19 protein-coding genes are annotated in these 17,110 nt (G+C 70.6%); 9 read left to right on the top strand and 10 right to left on the bottom strand.

Going from position 1 to position 17,110, the window contains the following annotated elements:
- Window positions 1-2: 2 nt before the first annotated feature.
- Window positions 3-1,121, top strand: a complete 1,119-nt coding sequence (gene serC / locus AB0D99_RS30720) for a phosphoserine transaminase (protein WP_362369565.1) — start codon at window positions 3-5, stop codon at window positions 1,119-1,121.
- A gap of 66 nt (window positions 1,122-1,187) precedes the next feature.
- Here the strand turns inward: serC and AB0D99_RS30715 are convergent, their stop codons facing one another.
- From AB0D99_RS30715 to AB0D99_RS30705, 3 genes are all read right to left on the bottom strand, one after another.
- On the bottom strand, window positions 1,188-1,553 hold the full coding sequence (locus tag AB0D99_RS30715) for a hypothetical protein (RefSeq protein ID WP_362369562.1): 366 nt from the start codon (window positions 1,551-1,553) through the stop codon (window positions 1,188-1,190).
- An 86-nt stretch (window positions 1,554-1,639) separates the two neighbouring features.
- On the bottom strand, window positions 1,640-2,473 hold the full coding sequence (locus tag AB0D99_RS30710; protein ID WP_362369559.1) for an ABC transporter permease: 834 nt from the start codon (window positions 2,471-2,473) through the stop codon (window positions 1,640-1,642).
- A complete protein-coding gene (locus tag AB0D99_RS30705; RefSeq protein WP_362369556.1) occupies window positions 2,470-3,486 on the bottom strand; it encodes an ATP-binding cassette domain-containing protein in 1,017 nt (338 codons plus the stop codon). Before AB0D99_RS30705 ends, AB0D99_RS30710 begins: the two co-directional genes overlap by 4 nt.
- Before the next feature lie 78 nt (window positions 3,487-3,564).
- On the opposite strand from AB0D99_RS30705, the gene AB0D99_RS30700 reads away from it, so the two are divergent.
- A complete protein-coding gene (locus AB0D99_RS30700; RefSeq protein WP_362369553.1) occupies window positions 3,565-4,320 on the top strand; it encodes a TetR/AcrR family transcriptional regulator in 756 nt (251 codons plus the stop codon).
- Here AB0D99_RS30700 and AB0D99_RS30695 read toward each other — a convergent pair.
- Complete coding sequence (locus AB0D99_RS30695; RefSeq protein ID WP_362369550.1) at window positions 4,286-5,266, bottom strand: WD40 repeat domain-containing protein; 981 nt, start codon at window positions 5,264-5,266, stop codon at window positions 4,286-4,288. The two genes, AB0D99_RS30700 and AB0D99_RS30695, sit on opposite strands and share 35 nt — an antisense overlap.
- 78 nt (window positions 5,267-5,344) lie before the next feature.
- Between AB0D99_RS30695 and AB0D99_RS30690 the strand changes: the two genes are divergently transcribed.
- Window positions 5,345-6,028: a GDSL-type esterase/lipase family protein gene (locus AB0D99_RS30690; protein WP_362369547.1), complete on the top strand. Its 684-nt coding sequence runs from the start codon at window positions 5,345-5,347 to the stop codon at window positions 6,026-6,028.
- A gap of 128 nt (window positions 6,029-6,156) precedes the next feature.
- Entirely contained in the window at window positions 6,157-6,675 is a 519-nt protein-coding gene (locus AB0D99_RS30685) for a hypothetical protein (protein ID WP_362369544.1), read from the top strand.
- Between the two features lie 68 nt (window positions 6,676-6,743).
- Here the strand turns inward: AB0D99_RS30685 and AB0D99_RS30680 are convergent, their stop codons facing one another.
- A complete protein-coding gene (locus AB0D99_RS30680) occupies window positions 6,744-7,214 on the bottom strand; it encodes a carboxymuconolactone decarboxylase (RefSeq protein ID WP_362369542.1) in 471 nt (156 codons plus the stop codon).
- 34 nt (window positions 7,215-7,248) lie between these two features.
- Between AB0D99_RS30680 and AB0D99_RS30675 the strand changes: the two genes are divergently transcribed.
- The gene (locus AB0D99_RS30675; RefSeq protein WP_362369539.1) at window positions 7,249-7,779 is read left to right on the top strand and encodes a MarR family winged helix-turn-helix transcriptional regulator; all 531 of its coding nucleotides are present in this window, start codon (window positions 7,249-7,251) and stop codon (window positions 7,777-7,779) included.
- Window positions 7,780-7,892: 113 nt separating this feature from the next.
- Here the strand turns inward: AB0D99_RS30675 and AB0D99_RS30670 are convergent, their stop codons facing one another.
- Together AB0D99_RS30670 and thpR are read right to left on the bottom strand one after the other, a co-directional pair.
- Window positions 7,893-8,885: an aldo/keto reductase gene (locus tag AB0D99_RS30670; protein WP_362369536.1), complete on the bottom strand. Its 993-nt coding sequence runs from the start codon at window positions 8,883-8,885 to the stop codon at window positions 7,893-7,895.
- A 348-nt stretch (window positions 8,886-9,233) separates the two neighbouring features.
- On the bottom strand, window positions 9,234-9,803 hold the full coding sequence (gene thpR / locus AB0D99_RS30665; RefSeq protein WP_362369533.1) for an RNA 2',3'-cyclic phosphodiesterase: 570 nt from the start codon (window positions 9,801-9,803) through the stop codon (window positions 9,234-9,236).
- Window positions 9,804-9,836: 33 nt separating this feature from the next.
- On the opposite strand from thpR, the gene AB0D99_RS30660 reads away from it, so the two are divergent.
- Window positions 9,837-10,343: a GNAT family N-acetyltransferase gene (locus tag AB0D99_RS30660; protein ID WP_362369530.1), complete on the top strand. Its 507-nt coding sequence runs from the start codon at window positions 9,837-9,839 to the stop codon at window positions 10,341-10,343.
- A gap of 74 nt (window positions 10,344-10,417) precedes the next feature.
- Here the strand turns inward: AB0D99_RS30660 and AB0D99_RS30655 are convergent, their stop codons facing one another.
- Both AB0D99_RS30655 and AB0D99_RS30650 read right to left on the bottom strand, forming a co-directional pair.
- Window positions 10,418-11,755, bottom strand: coding sequence for an MFS transporter (locus tag AB0D99_RS30655; protein ID WP_362369527.1), 1,338 nt, complete (start codon window positions 11,753-11,755; stop codon window positions 10,418-10,420).
- 27 nt (window positions 11,756-11,782) lie between these two features.
- Window positions 11,783-12,226 carry a MarR family transcriptional regulator gene (locus AB0D99_RS30650; RefSeq protein ID WP_362369524.1) on the bottom strand — a complete coding sequence of 148 codons (444 nt, stop codon included), beginning with the start codon at window positions 12,224-12,226 and terminating at the stop codon, window positions 11,783-11,785.
- A 132-nt stretch (window positions 12,227-12,358) separates the two neighbouring features.
- Between AB0D99_RS30650 and AB0D99_RS30645 the strand changes: the two genes are divergently transcribed.
- Window positions 12,359-12,559: a ribbon-helix-helix protein, CopG family gene (locus tag AB0D99_RS30645; protein ID WP_362369521.1), complete on the top strand. Its 201-nt coding sequence runs from the start codon at window positions 12,359-12,361 to the stop codon at window positions 12,557-12,559.
- A gap of 9 nt (window positions 12,560-12,568) precedes the next feature.
- On the opposite strand, the gene AB0D99_RS30640 is transcribed toward AB0D99_RS30645, so the two are convergent.
- The gene (locus tag AB0D99_RS30640; RefSeq protein WP_362369518.1) at window positions 12,569-14,026 is read right to left on the bottom strand and encodes an NCS2 family permease; all 1,458 of its coding nucleotides are present in this window, start codon (window positions 14,024-14,026) and stop codon (window positions 12,569-12,571) included.
- Between the two features lie 144 nt (window positions 14,027-14,170).
- Between AB0D99_RS30640 and AB0D99_RS30635 the strand changes: the two genes are divergently transcribed.
- Both AB0D99_RS30635 and AB0D99_RS30630 read left to right on the top strand, forming a co-directional pair.
- Complete coding sequence (locus AB0D99_RS30635; RefSeq protein ID WP_362369515.1) at window positions 14,171-14,440, top strand: DUF2530 domain-containing protein; 270 nt, start codon at window positions 14,171-14,173, stop codon at window positions 14,438-14,440.
- A gap of 122 nt (window positions 14,441-14,562) precedes the next feature.
- Complete coding sequence (locus AB0D99_RS30630; protein WP_362369513.1) at window positions 14,563-16,968, top strand: HAD-IC family P-type ATPase; 2,406 nt, start codon at window positions 14,563-14,565, stop codon at window positions 16,966-16,968.
- Window positions 16,969-17,110: the final 142 nt, after the last annotated feature.

The following is a 17,110-nucleotide window of genomic DNA, read 5'->3' as shown; positions in this document are numbered from 1 at the left end:
TCGTGGCTGAGATCCGGATTCCCGCTGACATCAAGCCCGCCGACGGCCGTTTCGGCGCGGGCCCCTCCAAGGTGCGTACGGAGGCGCTGGACGCCCTGGCCGCCACCGGCACCTCCCTCCTCGGCACGTCCCACCGCCAGGCCCCGGTCAAGAACCTGGTCGGCGAGGTACGTGCCGGAGTGCGTGACCTCTTCTCGCTGCCCGAGGGCTACGAGGTGATCCTGGGCAACGGCGGCTCCACCGCCTTCTGGGACATCGCGACCCACGGGCTCATCGAGTCGAAGTCGCAGCACCTCAACTTCGGCGAGTTCTCCTCCAAGTTCGCGAAGGCCGCGAAGCTGGCCCCCTGGCTGGCCGAGCCGACCGTGATCTCCTCGGACCCGGGCACCCACCCGGAGCCGCAGGCCGAGGCGGGCGTCGACGTCTACGCGTTCACGCACAACGAGACCTCCACCGGTGTCGCGGCCCCGGTCAAGCGCGTCGCGGGCGCCGACGAGGGCGCGCTCGTCCTGGTCGACGCGACCTCCGGCGCGGGCGGCCTGCCGGTCGACATCACCGAGTCGGACGTCTACTACTTCGCCCCGCAGAAGTCCTTCGCCGCCGACGGCGGTCTGTGGCTGGCGGCGTTCTCGCCCGCCGCCCTGGAGCGCGCCGCCCGGATCCACGCGTCCGGCCGCCACATCCCGGAGTTCTTCTCGCTCCCGACGGCGATCGACAACTCGCTGAAGAACCAGACGTACAACACCCCGGCGCTCTCGACCCTCTTCCTGCTCGCCGAGCAGCTGAAGTGGATCAACGGCCAGGGCGGTCTGGACTGGGCCGTGGCCCGGACGAAGGAGTCCTCCCAGGCGCTGTACGGCTGGGCCGAGGAGTCCAAGCACGCGACGCCGTTCGTCACCGACCCGGCGAAGCGTTCGCAGGTCATCGGCACGATCGACTTCTCCGAGGACGTCGACGCGGCGGCGGTCGCCAAGGCGCTGCGGGCCAACGGCATCGTGGACACCGAGCCGTACCGCAAGCTGGGCCGCAACCAGCTGCGGATCGCGATGTTCCCGGCGATCGACCCGGCGGACGTGCGGGCCCTGACGGCCTGCATCGACTACGTGATCGAGAACCTCTGACCTCCACGCCTCCGAAGGGCCCGGCACCGGCGACATCCGGTGCCGGGCCCTTCGCGTGGCCGGCGCTCACCCCGCCTGCGCCTTGACGTGGTCGATCACCGCGTTGAACTCGGCGGTCGGCGAGAACTCCACGACGTCGACGTCCTCCAGCGCCTCGGGGGCATGACCGGGTCCCCAGTAGTAGGCCTGGCCGGCCTCGTAGATCTCCTCGCCCGAGGCGGTCCGCATCCTGATCCGGCCCTTGAACAGGTACCCCCAGTGGGGGCACTGGCACAGGTCGCCTTCGAGCCCCTTGAGCGCGGGCGCCATGTCGGTGCCCTGGGGAAGGTGGATGAAGGCGACGGTCATGTCGCCTCCGGCCTCCCGCATCCGGAAGTCCAGGCCGCCGCCTTCCATGACGACCGGGGTGCCCTCACGGGTGAATCCCGTCATGATCCCTCCTGGCCTCGTCGTCCCCCGCTCTCCTTCCAGTCTCTGCCTCCCGCCCCGCCCGGTCGACGCGGGAGAGGAACCTCCGGTCAGCGGCTGAGCCGCTGGAACCTGCGCACGGCCAGCGGCAGGAAGACCGCCGTCAGGAGCACCGGCCACAGGACGGCCATGAGGATCGCGTGCTGCTCCACCCAGCTCCCGCCCGCCGCGCCCGGATTGCCGAACAGCTCGCGGGTGGCGGCGACCGTCGAGGAGATCGGGTTCCAGGCCGCCACGGGGGCCAGCCAGTCGGGCATCAGCGACGGGGCCACGAACACGCTGGAGATCATCGTGATCGGGAAGATCACCCCGTAGAGCGCGCCGGCCGCCTCGGTGTTCGGCAGGACGAGACCGCACCACACCCCCACCCAGATGAGGCTGAACCTCAGCAGGAGCAGCAGGGCGAAGGCGAACAGCGTGCCGCCCGCGCCACCGTCGGAGGTCCAGCCGATGGCGAGCGCGGTGGCGGCGAGGATGCCCAGTTCGGCGGCGGCGATCAGCAGGTCGGAGGCGCCCCGGCCGGTGGTGACGGCGGAGGGGGCCATCGGCATGGACCGGAACCGGTCCATGACCCCCCTCCCCGCGTCGGCGACGACGGCGATGGCGGTGTTCATGAGACCGAAGGTCATCGTCATGGTGAACATCCCCGGCATGAGGAAGTCCTTGTAGTCGCCGCCTCCGGGCACCTGCATCGCGCTGCCGAAGACGAAGCCGTAGAGGAGGACGGAGACGATGGGGAATCCGAGCTGCCAGAGGATGGCGACGGGCTGACGTCGGTAGTTGAGCAGGGTACGGAGGACGAGGGTGGCGCAGTCGGCCAGCGCCCAGTAGGCGCGGCCGCGGGTGGCGACCGGGGCGCGGTCCGTCGTGGCGGCGGTCGTCATGCGGCTGCGACTCCTTCGGCACCGGCACGGGTGGCGCCGGCCTCGTCGGTGGTGACGTCCGCGCTCGGGCGGCCCGTCAGGGTCAGGAAGACGTCGTCCAGGCTGGGGCGGCGAAGGCCGAGGTCCTCGACGGGGATCCGCTCGTCCCGCAGGGTGCGCGCGACCTCGGTGAGGGCGGCGACCCGGTCGGTGACGGGGGCGTGGACGCGCCTGTCCCCCTCGTCCACGGCCGGTTCGGCCGCCGCGACCCGGGCGAGGGCCTTCCGTACGGCCGGCAGGTCGGCCGCGTCCGCCACCACGACCTCGATCCGGTCGCCCCCGACCCGGTTCTTGAGCCCGTCGGGGGTGTCGTCGGCGATGGCGCGGCCCCGGTCCATGACGGTGATCCGGGAGGCCAGCCGGTCGGCCTCGTCGAGGTACTGCGTGGTGAGCAGCACGGTCGTGCCACCGGCGACGAGGGCGCGGACGGCGTCCCAGACCTCGCCGCGACCGCGCGGATCGAGTCCGGTGGTCGGCTCGTCGAGGAAGAGGACGTCGGGGGTGAGGATCATCGAGGCGGCCAGGTCGAGGCGGCGGCGCATCCCGCCGCTGTAGGTGCCCGCGTTCCGGTCGGCGGCCTCGGCGAGCTGGAAGCGGTCGAGCAGTTCTCCGGCGCGGGCACGGGCCCGGCGGGCGCCGAGGTGGAAGAGGCGGCCGAAGATCTCCAGGTTCTGCCGGCCGCTGATGCCCTCGTCCACGGCGGCGTACTGGCCGACGAGACCGATGCGGGCGCGGACGGCGCGCGGGTGGCGGGCCACGTCGACGCCGGCGACCTCGGCACGGCCTCCGTCGGTCTTCAGGAGGGTGGCGAGGACGCGGACGGCGGTGGTCTTGCCCGCGCCGTTGGGGCCCAGGAGGCCGTGGACGGTACCCGGGCGGACGGCGAGGTCGAAGCCGTCGAGGGCGAAGGCGCTCCCGCCCTTGCCTCCGTACCGCTTGCGCAGGTCCTCGGCGAGGACCGCGTGTTCGTACATGGGACATCCTCCGATCCAGGAAACTGAGTACACCGTACCCGATTCAGAGTACGGTGTACTCAGTTTTAAGGTGAGGCCATGAAGGACGCGACGACGAGCAGCCTGGAACTCCTGTGGGGCACGGGCGACCGGCCCAGCCGAGGCCCCAAGCCGGGCCTCACCCTCGACCGGATCGTCACGGCCGCGGTCGGGGTCGCCGACACCGAGGGGCTCGACGCCGTCTCGATGCGGCGGGTGGCCACCGAGCTCGGCGTCGGCACGATGTCGCTCTACCGGTACGTCCCCGGCAAGACCGAGCTGCTCGACCTGATGCTCGACCGCGTCCAGGGCGAGTCGTTCGAGGGCGACCCGCCGCCCCCCACGCACTGGCGGGACACCGTCGAGCAGCTCGCGCGCTCCTACCGCGAGCTGTACCGGTCCCACCCCTGGCTGCTCAGGGTGAACCAGGCCCGCTCGGTCCTCGGACCGAGCACCCTGCGCGGGCTCGATCTCTGCCTCTCCGGCCTGAAGGGGCCGCACGGGATGGGGTTGAGCGACCCCGAGACGATCGGAGTGATCATCGCCGTGCAGAACTACGTCGTCGGCGTCGCCCGGATGGAGATCCAGGCCGTCGAGGCCGCGAAGGAGACGGGCGTGGACGACGAGGAGTTCTGGAAGAGGCAACACCCCTTCCTGGAACGGGCGATGGCCTCGGGCGACTATCCGCACATGGCGGCACTCGCCGAGGACACCTTCTCCCACGACGTCGACCACTTCGCCTTCGGGCTCGCACGTCTCCTCGACGGCTTCGAGGTGCTCGTCAGCGGCGGCGCAGGAGGCGCTTCCCGCCGATGACCAGGGCGGTCGCGGCGCCGAGGACGATCACGCCCACGGTGAAGTTCCCGCGGTCCTCCGCGGTGGCGGACGCGTCCGCGTCCGGGGCCTTCGGCGGTGCGCCGGGGGCCGAGGTCGAGGGACGCGGCGCCGGGGACCGGTCGACACGGACGACCTTGCTGTTCGCCCCCTCCGATCCGAACATCAGCGCCTCGCCGTCCCCGGAGTACGTCACCGACTCCGCCTGTCCCTGGAAGGGCGCCCCCACGCTCGTTCCCTCGTCACCGAGGCGCCCGTCCTTCCAGGCGTACTCCTTCGCGGAGAAGTAGCCGCGCAGGGTGAGCCGTTCGCCGTCGGGCGAGAAGGCGCCGTCCGTCACCCAGGGCACGTCGTCGACGCGCCGGAAGACGTTCGTCCTCCCCGAGGAGAGCCGCTCGGGGCCCGCGTAGAGCCCGCCGCCGTCCTGGTTCTTGCTGGCGATGTAGACCCGGCCGGTCTTCGGATGGACCATCAGGGCCTCTGCGTTGCGGGGCCCGTCCGCGTACGTCACGTCGTACTGCTGCGCCGTGACGGTCTGGTCCTTCAGCCGCTTCGGCTCGGGGAAGCGGTAGATCCAGACGTGGTCCCAGGTGCCGTCCTTGTTGTCGCCGATGTCGCCGACGTAGATGTCGCCGTCCGGGCCGACGGCGACGGCCTCCATGTCACGGGGCGTGCCGACGCCCTTCATGGTGAGCGTCGCGACCGTCTCGCCGGTCCGCGAGTCGATGCCGTAGATCAGGGGCGCGTCCTGGTCGTTGTGCGTCCAGTAGACGCCCGGGTGGGCGTGACTGGCCGCGAGGCCGCTGGACTCGGTGATCCGCGGATCCTTGATCGTGAAGTCCTGGTCGGCGTCCGCGGCCACGGCCGGGCCCGCCGCCGTGAGGAGGACCAGGGCGGCGGCACCGGTGACGCGCAGAAGCGATCGCATGGACCAAGCCTGCCACGGGGCCGAGGGGTGGCCGGGATCACGTCGCAGCCGCCGCTCGGGCTCCGCGATGATGTGACCATGCGTTTTATGTTCGTCGGCGACAGCATGACCATCGGACGCGCCGGCGACTACACGTGGCGCTACCGGATGTGGCAGCACCTGGAGACCGCGCTGCCCGGGCGGTACGAGATCGTCGGGCCGCGCACCGAGCTGTACGACACCGCCGCCGACGCCCCGCTCTCGCACGACTACGCCGACCCCGGCTTCCCCGCGCCCGCCCGGCGCCATCTGGCCGGCTGGGGCGAGGGCTGGCTGCACATGGCGCCGCTGATCGGCGAGGCGGTCGGGACGACCCGGGCGGACGTCCTGCTGGTCTCCCTCGGCCTGATCGACCTCGGCTTCTACACCAACAGCGACCAGACCGCGGAGAACACCCGCGCGTTCGTCGCCGCGGCCCGCGCGGTCAACCCGCGCGTCAGGACCGTGGTCATGCCCGTCATCCCGAACGTACGGGCCGAGTACGACGCACCGTTCGCCGCCGAGTGCGCGCGCTTCAACGAGCTGCTGGCGAAGGCCGTCGCCGACCTCGACACGGCGGCGTCGCCACTGCTCCTGGCGACGACCCCGGAGGCGTACGACATCCACGCGGACACCTACGACGGCACCCACCCGGGCCCGTCCGGCGAGCACAAACTGGCGGGCGCCTTCGCGGCGGCCATGCACCAGGCATGGGGTCTCGGGGCCCTCTACCAGGGCGCCTGACAGCCGGACGCCGACGCTGACAGGCCCTCACGGACCCTGTCAGCGAACGGTCCGCGGGGCGTCAGCGCGGCTCGGCATCGTCTTCCTCGTCAGCAACGACGCCACGCCGACCAGGAAGCAGGCCCCCCGTGAACGCCGACCTCGCCGCCCTCATGCAGCTGCTCATCGCCCTCGCCTTCGTCAGCATCCCGATCGTCCGTCACCGCTTCGGCCCCCTGGCCACGACCGCCGCTCAGGACGAGCTCACCCGCCAGGGCGTCCGGCCCGAGGTCCTGGAGGAGAACGGCCTCAGGTTCGACGCGAGCGGGCACGAGACATGGGCCCCGGTCTCGGTCGGTGTGGTCATGATCGCCCTGGCCGCGCTCAACGTCGCCGGGAGCGACTGGGCCACGACCTCGACCTGGATCTTCCAGTCGCTCGTCATCGTCATGAACGGCCTGATCCTCTACAGCAACCTGACGGCCGTCTCCGCCGTCCGCGCCGCCTTCCGGCGCAAGGGCGACCCGGAGCTGGCGCGCGTCGACGTCCCCGCCTTCCTCAAGGCCGCCGAGAACGCCTTCCCGGGCTGGGTCCGGATCCAGCAGAACATCCGGCACGCCATCGTCTTCGGCGGCTCCGCCCTGGCGCTCGTCGCCGTCTCCCTCTGACACCGCCGACGCCACCGGTCGGCCGTACGACCCGCCCCCACCGACCCGCTCGTGACGGCCCGGCTCCGTCACGCCGAGCGGGTCAGCCGGTTCGCCAGCGTCGACAGGGTGTACGCACCGATGCCGAGCACCACCTCCAGGGCGTTCTGCCGGGTGTACCCGGCGTCGAGGAACGCCTCCAGCTCCTCGTCGCTCACCGCCCCGGACGAGGCGAGGACCTGATGCGTGAACCTCCGTACGCTCGCCAGCCGTTCCGGTCGCCCGGCCGGACCCAGCCCGGCCAGCCTGGCCTCGTGGATCCCGATGCACAGATGGCACTGATGGCGTTCCGCGACCACGAGGATCACGGTCTCGCGGGAGTGCGCGTCGAGCGTCGTGGCCTCGAACAGCGCGCTCATCGTCAGGAATCCGTCCAGCGCATGCGGGGACTCGGCCATGCGCGCGACGGCCTGCGGGAGACGGCCCCAGGCGGCGGACACGGACTCCATGGAGCGGCGCGAGGCGGCGGGGGCGGTCTCTACGGTGTGATCGGTGAACAAGGCGACTCCTGGACGAGAGAGTAGAATCGACAACATGGTTGACCATGCGGACGAGGAAAACGTAAACCAGGTTGTCGATAGGGGCAAGGGGGAATCCGTCGCGGGCTTCGAGCTGCCGCTGCTCCTCTTCGCCGGCTTCCGCACCCTCATCGACCGGCTCCACGCCGAACTCGCCCGCCAGGGCCACCCCGACCTGCGCCCCGCACACGGCTTCGCCATGCAGGCCATCGCCGCCGGCGGGCCCCGCGGCGCCACCGCCAGCGACATCGGGCGCCATCTGGGCGTCTCCAAACAGGCCGCGGGCAAGACCGTCGACCGTCTCCTCGCCGTCGGCTACGCGGAGCGCGCCGACGACCCGGCCGACGCCCGCCGCAAACTCGTCCGCCTCACCGCACGCGGCCACGACGCCCTCGCCCGCTCGGCCGTCATCTTCGACGCGCTGCACGCGGAGTGGTGCGCGACCCTCGGCGCCGAGCGCGTCCGGGACGTGGAGAACGCGCTGCGCCAGGTCGTCCCCCCGGAGACCGCCTTCCGCCTCGACGCCGGCAGCTGGCTCGGCGGCTGACCCGACGGTCCTCCACCGAGACCTCTCGCCCGGAGCGGCCCCGGTCCTCGGAGAGACGCGGAGGCCGCCGCCCCCGGGAGGGGCGACGGCCTCGACGACCACGCGCTACTCGATCACCAGGCGAAGGCCTCCGGCGAAGGCCCGGGCCCCGGGAAGATCTCGTCCAGGCCGGTCAGCACGTCCTCGCTCAGCTCCAACTCCACAGCGCGCAGAGCGGAGTCCAGCTGTTCGGCCGTACGCGGGCCGACGATCGGCCCCGTGACGCCGGGGCGGGTCAGCAGCCACGCCAGGGCCACCTCGCCGGGCTCCAGGCCGTGCTTGTCGAGCAGGTCCTCGTACGCCTGGATCCGCGCCCGGACCGCGGTGTCGGTCAGTGCCTCGGCGGTCCGGCCGGAGGCACGCCGCCCGCCCGTCACCTCCTTGCGGATGACGCCGCCGAGCAGTCCGCCGTGGAGCGGGGACCACGGGATGACGCCGAGGCCGTACTCCCGGGCCGCCGGGAGGACCTCCATCTCGGCCCGCCGCTCATGGAGGTTGTACAGGCACTGCTCGCTGACCAGGCCGTACGTGGAGCCGCGTCGAGCGGCGATCTCGTTGGCCTGGGCGATCTTGTAGCCGGGGAAATTGGACGATCCGGCGTAGAGGATCTTGCCCTGCTGGATCAGGACGTCGACCGCCTGCCAGATCTCCTCGAAGGGAGTGAGCCGGTCGATGTGGTGGAACTGGTACAGGTCGATGTAGTCCGTCCGCAGCCGCTTGAGGCTGGCCTCGACCGCCCGCCGGATGTTCAGCGCCGACAGCCGGTCCTCGTTGGGCCAGGTCTCGCCCTCGCGCGACATGGAGCCGTAGACCTTGGTCGCCAGGACCGTCCTGTCCCGGCGGCCGCCGCCCTGGTCGAACCAGCTGCCGATGATCTCCTCGGTGCGGCCCTTGTTCTCACCCCACCCATAGACGTTGGCCGTGTCGACGACGTTCACACCCGCGTCGAGGGCGGCGTCCATGATGCCGTGGCTGGTTGATTCGTCTGTCTGAGGACCGAAGTTCATCGTGCCGAGAACGAGTCGGCTGACCTTGAGTCCCGTACGTCCGAGCTGCGTGTACTTCATGAACCACAAGCGAACCGCTTCGAGCCCACTCCAGGCAAGGGCCGATCGCGCAGCGGCCCGTTCATGCGCGCACAGTCGCGTTTCCGCGGCACCCTGGCACGGACGTGACGCGCCACCCCGGCTCGGGATCGCCGAGGAGTTCCTCGGCTGCTTCCGCGTCCGGACGGCGCGCAGGCCCGCGAGCTCCGCGGCCGGGCGGTACGCGACGGCATCGCCGAGCGGGTTCTCACGAACCGGCCCGGCTCCTGGCTACTGGCCGACCACGGAGGCCACCGCGATCATCGCGAACATCAGGACAAGCACACCGGCCATGATCCGGTTACGGGTTTTCGGGTCCACCCTTCGAGGTTAACCCGCCCCTCCGAGTGGCCATGCGCCGACCGTCTCGTACCGGGGCTGCTCCCCCGGCACGCCACCGCCCGGGAGGTTGCTGCGGACCAGCGCCAGCTCGGGGACCTGCCAGCGGCTGCCCTCGAAGCCGGCCATCGCGTCGACGAACGGCCGGAGGTCGACGTCGGCGCGCGAGCGGGCGATCGTCAGGTGGGCCTGGTAGCGGCGGTGCTCGTCCATCGGCACGCCGGCCCGGCGGGCGGCCGCGTCGGCGCGCTCGGCGAGCAGGCGCATCTCGTCGAGGTCTCCGGCGGCTCCCGTCCACAGCACCGCCCGCCCGAAGTGTCCGCCGGCGTGCAGCCGCAGCGCGAACGGCGAGGTGCGGTGGGCGGCGCGGGCGAGCCGCTCGTGCAGTTCCGGGAGCAGCTCGTCGTCGACCTCGCCCATGAAGGCGAGGGTGAAGTGCCAGCCGGGCCGCTGGGTCCAGCGCAGGCGCCCGGCGTCGGGGAGGCGGGCCAGGCGGTCCACGAGACGGGCGAGTTCGGTCAGCTGCTCCCGGGGCGGAAGCACGGCAGCGAAAAGCCTCATGGGCAGAGTGTGTCAGCGGCTACCGTCGACCGGATGGAGATCACCATCAGGAAGGGCGGGGCGGACGACGTCCCCGCGATACTCGCGATGCTCGACAGCGCGGTCCGCTGGCTCAACGGCAAGGGGATCACCGATCAGTGGGGCACGGAGCCCTGGTCCGCCCGGGCGAAGGCGGTCGCGCGGGTCGAGGAGATCGTGGCCGAGGGCACTCCGTGGATCGCGGAGATCGACGGTGTCCCGGCCGGAACCGTCACCCTGACCCCGCATCCCGCACCGTACGTGGCGCCGGTGGACGAGCCGGAGGTCTACGTCCACATCCTGGCGACGGACGCGCGCTTCCACGGCCGGGGCGTGGGCGCGGCGCTGCTCGCCCACGCGGTGGACGAGACCCGTCGCCAGGGCCTGTCCCTGCTCCGGGTGGACTGTTTCGCGGGCAGCGAGGGGCGCCTGGTGGAGTACTACGAACGCCAGGGATTCATCAGGACCGAGCCCTTCACGGTGGGCGACTGGCCGGGCCAGGTGCTGGAGCGGCGGGTGTGACGACCGCCCGTCCGGCAGGACACCGCTGTTCGGGCGGCGGACCGGGGGCTCCCGCTCCGCCGCCCGCTCCAGGGCTACGCCGCCGTCGCCAGACGCTCGCGTTCGACGAACCGGACCCGCGGATGGCCGTGGTTCCAGCCGAACGCCATCCTCAGGCCGCCCACGCGCGCGAGGACCAGGCCCACCACGACCGCCGCCGCGAGGGAGACGAGACCGCCCGTCGCGAAGCCCACCCGGGGCCCGTACGTGTCGGTGACCCAGCCGAGCAGCGGTGCGCCGATCGGGGTGCCACCCGCGAAGACCATCATGTAGAGGCTCATCACCCGGCCCCGCATGACCGGGTCCGTCGCCAGCTGCACCGCCGAGTTGGCGGTGATGTTGACCGTCAGGCCGAACATGCCGATCGGGACGAGCAGCAGCACGAAGAGCCAGAAGGACGGCGAGAGCGCCGCCGCGATCTCCAGCACACCGAAGACCACCGCGGCGAGCACCAGCATCCGCAGCCGCGTGGAGCCGCGCCGCGCCGCCAGGAGCGCGCCGACGAGCGAGCCGGCCGCCATGAGGGTGTTCAGGAAGCCGTACGTCCCGGCGCCCACGTGGAAGATGTCGTCCGCGAAGGCGGTGAGCCAGATCGGGAAGTTGAACCCGAAGGTGCCGACGAAGCCCACGAGGACGATCGGCCAGATCAGGTCCGGCCGCCCGGCCACGTACCGCAGGCCCTCTCTGAGCTGTCCCTTGCCCCGGGGGGCGCGCTCCACCTTGTGGAACTCGGCGGGGCGCATCATCAGCAGCCCGGCCAGCGGGGCCAGGAAGAAGAGGCCGTTGAGCAGGAACGACCAGCCGCTGCCGACGGTGGCGATCAGCAGACCGGCGACCGCCGGGCCGACGAGCCGGGCGGACTGGAAGTTCGCGGAGTTCAGCGAGACGGCGTTGCGCAGCTGCGCGGGGCCGACCATCTCGGAGACGAAGGACTGCCGGGCCGGGTTGTCGACGACGGTGACCATGCCGAGCAGGAAGGCGATCAGGTAGACGTGCCAGACCTGGACGTGGCCGGAGAGCGTCAGGACGGCCAGCGCGAGCCCGCAGAGGCCGAGCGCGGCCTGGCTGATCAGCAGGATGCGCCGCTTCGGGTACCGGTCGGCGAGGACACCGCCGTACAGACCGAAGAGCAGCATCGGGAGGAACTGCAGCGCCGTGGTGATGCCGACGGCTGCGGCGGATCCGGTGAGGCTCAGGACCAGCCAGTCCTGGGTGATACGGGCCATCCAGGTGCCGGTGTTCGAGACGATGGCACCGGTGAAGAACAGCCGGTAGTTCCGGATCCTGAGCGAGGAGAACGTGCCGCCTCGCCCGGGGGTGTGGGTGTCGGGTTGATGGACGGGTGCGGAGTCTGCTCCGGGTCCCGTACTCAAAGTGCGTCGCCTCCTCGGCGTCGGGGTCTAGAGGTGGGCGAGCTTCTCCAGGACGGGGGCGGCCGCGCGCAGCTTGGCCCATTCGTCCTCGTCCAGACCCTCGGCGAGCGACGCCAGCCAGGCGTTCCGTTTGCGGCGGGACTCCTCGAGCATGGCCTCGGCCCGCTCGGTCTGGCTGACGACCTTCTGTCGTCGGTCGTCGGGATGCGGCTCCAGCCTGACCAGCCCCTTGGCTTCGAGCAGCGCGACGATGCGGGTCATCGACGGCGGCTGGACGTGTTCCTTGCGGGCCAGCTCACCGGGGGTGGCGGAGCCGCAGAGCTTCAGGGTGCCGAGCACCGACATCTCGGTCGGGCTCAGTGACTCGTCGACGCGCTGGTGCTTGAGGCGTCGGCCCAGTCGCATGACGGCGGAGCGGAGCTCGTTCACGGCGGCGACGTCGTCGGCAGTGCCGTGGGACAGGTCAGGCATGTTCGTTAGCATAACTCATTACCCAATCTAAATACCACTCGGGATGCCCGTGACCGAATCTGTCACCCAAACGAGTGAGACGGATCCGGAAAGTGACGCACGGGGCCCGTTCCTGCCGCGACCCTGACGGGCATGGGATCGACCGTGCTCAGCCTGCGCATCGACGGTGAGCTGCTCGACCGTCTCAAGGGACACGCCGCCAAACGCGGAATGAGCGTCCAGGACTATGTCGTCCGGACGCTCATCCGCGCTGATTTCGACGACCGGTTCCAGACCGCCGTCGACGAGACGGAGAAGTTCTACGGGCTCAAGCCCACGAACGCTCCGTCATGACCGTGTGGATCACGTGAGGCCGAGGGACGGCATCGCGTAGTAGAAGACGAACACCGCCGACACGACGTACATCGCCACCGGGACCTCGCGGCCCCGGCCCGTGGCGAGCCGCAGCACGCTGAAGGCGATGAAGCCGATGCCGATGCCGTTCGTGATCGAGTACGTGAACGGCATCATCACCATCGCCAGGAACGCCGGCACCGCGATGGTGAAGTCGCTCCAGTCGATCTCCTTGATCGAACCGGCCAGGATCAGGAAGCCGACCGCGAGCAGCGCCGGCGTCGCCGCCTGGGACGGGACCATCGTGGCCAGCGGCGTCAGGAACAGCGCGACCGAGAACAGACCACCGGTGACCACCGACGCGAGGCCGGTGCGCGCACCCTCGCCGACACCCGCCGTGGACTCCACGAAGCAGGTGGTGGCCGAGGAGGAGGTGCCACCACCGGAGGCGACGGCCAGGCCGTCCACCAGCAGGACCTTGTTGATGCCGGGGAAGTTGCCGTCCTTGTCGATCAGCTTCGCCTCGTCGCCGACACCGAGGATCGTGCCCATCGCGTCGAAGAAGCAGGACAGCAGCACGGTGAAGACGAAGAGGACGCCGGTCAGCAGCCCGACCTTCTCGAAGCCGCCGAACAGGCTCACCTCGCCGACCAGGCCGAAGTCGGGCGAGGCCACCGGGTTCCCGGGCCAGGTCGGGGTGGTGAGGCCCCAGGACGGGACGGTGGCGACCGCGTTGATCACCATCGCGACGATCGTCATCACGACGATGGAGATGAGGATGGCGCCCGGCACCTTGCGGATGATCAGCGCGAGGGTGAGCAGCGTGCCGAGGATGAAGACCAGGACCGGCCAGCCGGTGAGGTGACCGTCGCCGCCGAGCTGGAGCGGGACGGTGGTGTGCGCGGCGTCGGGGATGCGGGAGACGAAACCCGAGTCGACGAGGCCGATGAGCATGATGAAGAGACCGATGCCGATCGCGATGCCCTTGCGCAGGCCGACCGGGACGGCGTTCATCACCCGCTCGCGCAGGCCCGTCGCCACCAGCAGCATCACGACGAGGCCGGCGAGGACGACCATGCCCATCGCGTCCGGCCAGGACATCCTCGGCGCGAGCTGGAGGGCGACGACGGTGTTGACGCCGAGTCCGGCCGCGAGGGCGATCGGCACGTTGCCGATGACACCCATGAGGAGGGTCGAGAAGGCCGCGGTGAGCACGGTCGCGGTGACCAGCTGGCCGCCGTCGAGCTGGTGCCCGTACATGTCCTTGGCGCTGCCGAGGATGATCGGGTTCAGCACGATGATGTAGGCCATCGCGAAGAAGGTGGCGAAACCGCCGCGGACCTCGCGGGCGACGGTGGAGCCGCGCTCGGAGATCTTGAAGAAGCGGTCGAGTCCGGATGCGGGCCGCTGCGGCGACTCGGGGGCGGGCTCGGGAGATATGGCCTTGGCGGTGGCCGTGGTGCTCATGGGGTGGTTCCTCTTCGGGGCGTCCAATTGGCGGTTCATACGAGAGAAACCCGCCAGAGGCAAACCGTTTCAGTATGAACACATGAACGAGCGAGCGTCCATCTCCGCGCGTAGACCCCTTTTCCCGCCGCCTAGACTGACCGCATGGCGAAGTGGACCCCCAAGCACGAGGCACCCGAGCCCCTGGAGGGGCCCGTCGTCGCCACCATCACCGGCGGCACGATCCTCTGGTTCGTACTCTTCCTCGTCCAGGTCCCCTTCTACGGCTGGTTCGACGACCGGGACCTGACCTGGTGGGTGTGGACCTGCCTGGCCGGAGCCGGCCTCGGGCTCATCGGCATCTGGTACGTGCGGAAGCGCGACGCCGCGATCAAGCGGCACGAGGCCGAGCGGAACGCCTCGCCCACTCCCTGACCCCGCGCACGTCGTACCGCTCGATCACCCGTAGTACCGCGGGACGATTTCGGTCCTCCCCCGGTCTGATGTTCACCCTTCTCGGCGGGTGAACGACCGCTTCCGGTCGTACCGTCGAAAACATGACTCAGCGGGCGAAGATCGACACGGACGGCAGTGAGATCACGGACGAACCACCCGTCGTCCACCACGTCGCCGGACTGACCTCCGCCGAGGTCGCCGAGCGCGTCGCCCGCGGCGAGGTCAACGACGTCCCGGTCCGCAGTTCGCGCTCCACGATCGACATCGTCCGAGGCAACGTCTTCACCCGCTTCAACGCCATCATCGGCGTGCTCTGGGTGATCATGTTCTTCGTCGCGCCGATCCAGGACAGCCTCTTCGGCTTCGTGATCGTCGCCAACACCGGCATCGGCATCATCCAGGAGCTGCGCGCCAAGAAGACCCTCGACAGCCTGGCCGTCATCGGCGAGGCGAAACCGACGGTCCGGCGCGACGGGGTCTCCGCCGAGGTCTCCACCTCGGAGATCGTCCTCGGCGACCTCATCGAACTCGGCCCCGGCGACAAGGTCGTCGTCGACGGCGAGGTCGCCGAGGCGGACAGCCTGGAGATCGACGAGTCGCTGCTGACCGGCGAGGCCGACCCGGTGGTGAAGAAGCCCGGCGACACCATGATGTCGGGCTCGTTCGTGGTCGCCGGAGGCGGCGCGTTCACCGCCACGAAGGTCGGGCGCGAGGCGTACGCGGCCCAGCTGGCCGAGGAGGCGTCCCGCTTCACCCTCGTCCACTCCGAGCTGCGCTCCGGCATCTCCACGATCCTCAAGTACGTGACCTGGATGATGGTCCCGACGGCGATCGGCCTCATCATCAGCCAGCTCGTCGTCAAGGACACCAACTTCAAGGACTCCGTCGCCCGGACCGTCGGCGGCATCGTCCCGATGATCCCCGAGGGCCTCGTCCTCCTCACCTCCGTCGCCTTCGCGATCGGGGTGATCCGGCTCGGCCGCAAGCAGTGCCTCGTGCAGGAACTGCCGGCCATCGAGGGCCTGGCCCGCGTCGACGTCGTCTGCCTCGACAAGACGGGCACGCTGACCGAGGGCGGCATGGACGTCACCGAGCTGCGGGCCCTCAACGGGAGCGACGAGGAGTACGTACGCAAGGTCCTCGGCGCCCTCGGCGAGTCCGACCCGCATCCCAACGCCTCGCTCCAGGCCATCATCGACGCCTACCCGGACGCGGAGGACTGGCGCTGCACCGAGTCGCTGCCGTTCTCCTCCGCCCGCAAGTACAGCGGCGCGGCGTTCAGCGAGGGCGACGGCGAGAGCTCCGCGTGGCTGCTCGGCGCCCCCGACGTCCTCCTGAAGGCCGGCGACCCGACACTCACCGAGATCGACCACCTCAACGAACAGGGCCTGCGCGTCCTGCTCCTCGCCCGTACGACCCGCGAGCTCGACTCCCCCGACGTCGCGCAGGAGGCCACCCCGACCGCGCTCGTCGTCCTGGAACAGCGGCTGCGGCCCGACGCCGCCGACACCCTCTCCTACTTCGCCGACCAGAACGTGGCCGCCAAGGTCATCTCCGGCGACAACGCGGTCTCCGTCGGCGCGGTGGCGTCGAAGCTCGGCCTGCCCGGGGCCGAGAACACCGTCGACGCCCGTCAGCTGCCCTCCGAGCAGGCCGCGATGGCCGACGAACTCGACCGGAACGCGGTCTTCGGCCGGGTCACCCCGCAGCAGAAGCGGGACATGGTCGGCGCGCTCCAGTCCCACGGCCACACGGTCGCCATGACCGGCGACGGCGTCAACGACGTCCTCGCCCTCAAGGACGCCGACATCGGCGTCTCGATGGGCTCGGGCTCGGAGGCGACCCGGGCCGTCGCCCAGATCGTCCTCCTGAACAACTCCTTCGCGACCCTGCCCTCGGTGGTGGCGGAGGGGCGCCGGGTCATCGGGAACATCACCCGGGTGGCGACCCTCTTCCTGACGAAGACGGTCTACTCCGTCCTCCTCGCCGTCCTGGTGGTCTGCTCACAGGTCGAGTACCCGTTCCTGCCGAGGCATCTGACCCTGCTGTCCACCCTCACCATCGGTGTCCCCGCGTTCTTCCTCGCCCTCGCCCCCAACAAGGAGCGCGCGAAGCCGAACTTCGTGAGACGGGTGATGCGGTACGCGATCCCGGGCGGCGTCGTGGCGGCGGCGGCCACCTTCACCACGTACCTCATCGCCCGCTCCCACTACAGCGGCCCGGGCGCCCTCGACGCGGAGACGAGCGCCGCCACCCTGACGCTCTTCCTGGTCTCCATGTGGGTCCTGGCGATCGTCGCCCGCCCCTACACCTGGTGGCGCATCGCCCTGGTCGCCACGATGGGCGGCGCCTTCCTGCTGGTCCTCGTCGTCCCCTGGCTCCAGGACTTCTTCGCCCTGAAGCTGGTGGGCGTGACGATGCCCTGGACGGCGGTGGCGATCGCGGCGGCGGGCGCGGCACTCCTCGAAGTGGCCTGGCGCTGGGTGGACCGCCGCTTCCCGGCCTGAGGACGTGCCCGGTGCGGAAACGCGACCGGGCACGCGGGGTGGCCGGGGCTAGTCTTCTGAGTCAGGAATTCTGTTCAGATATGAGGTGAGGCGTTCGAGGATCTCGTCTGCGGTCTTGGTCCAGACGTAGGGCTTGGGGTCG

The sequence above is a fragment of the Streptomyces sp. NPDC047971 genome (genome assembly GCF_040653355.1).
Classification (GTDB): domain Bacteria; phylum Actinomycetota; class Actinomycetes; order Streptomycetales; family Streptomycetaceae; genus Streptomyces.
This window is presented reverse-complemented; position numbering and strand designations above follow the sequence as displayed.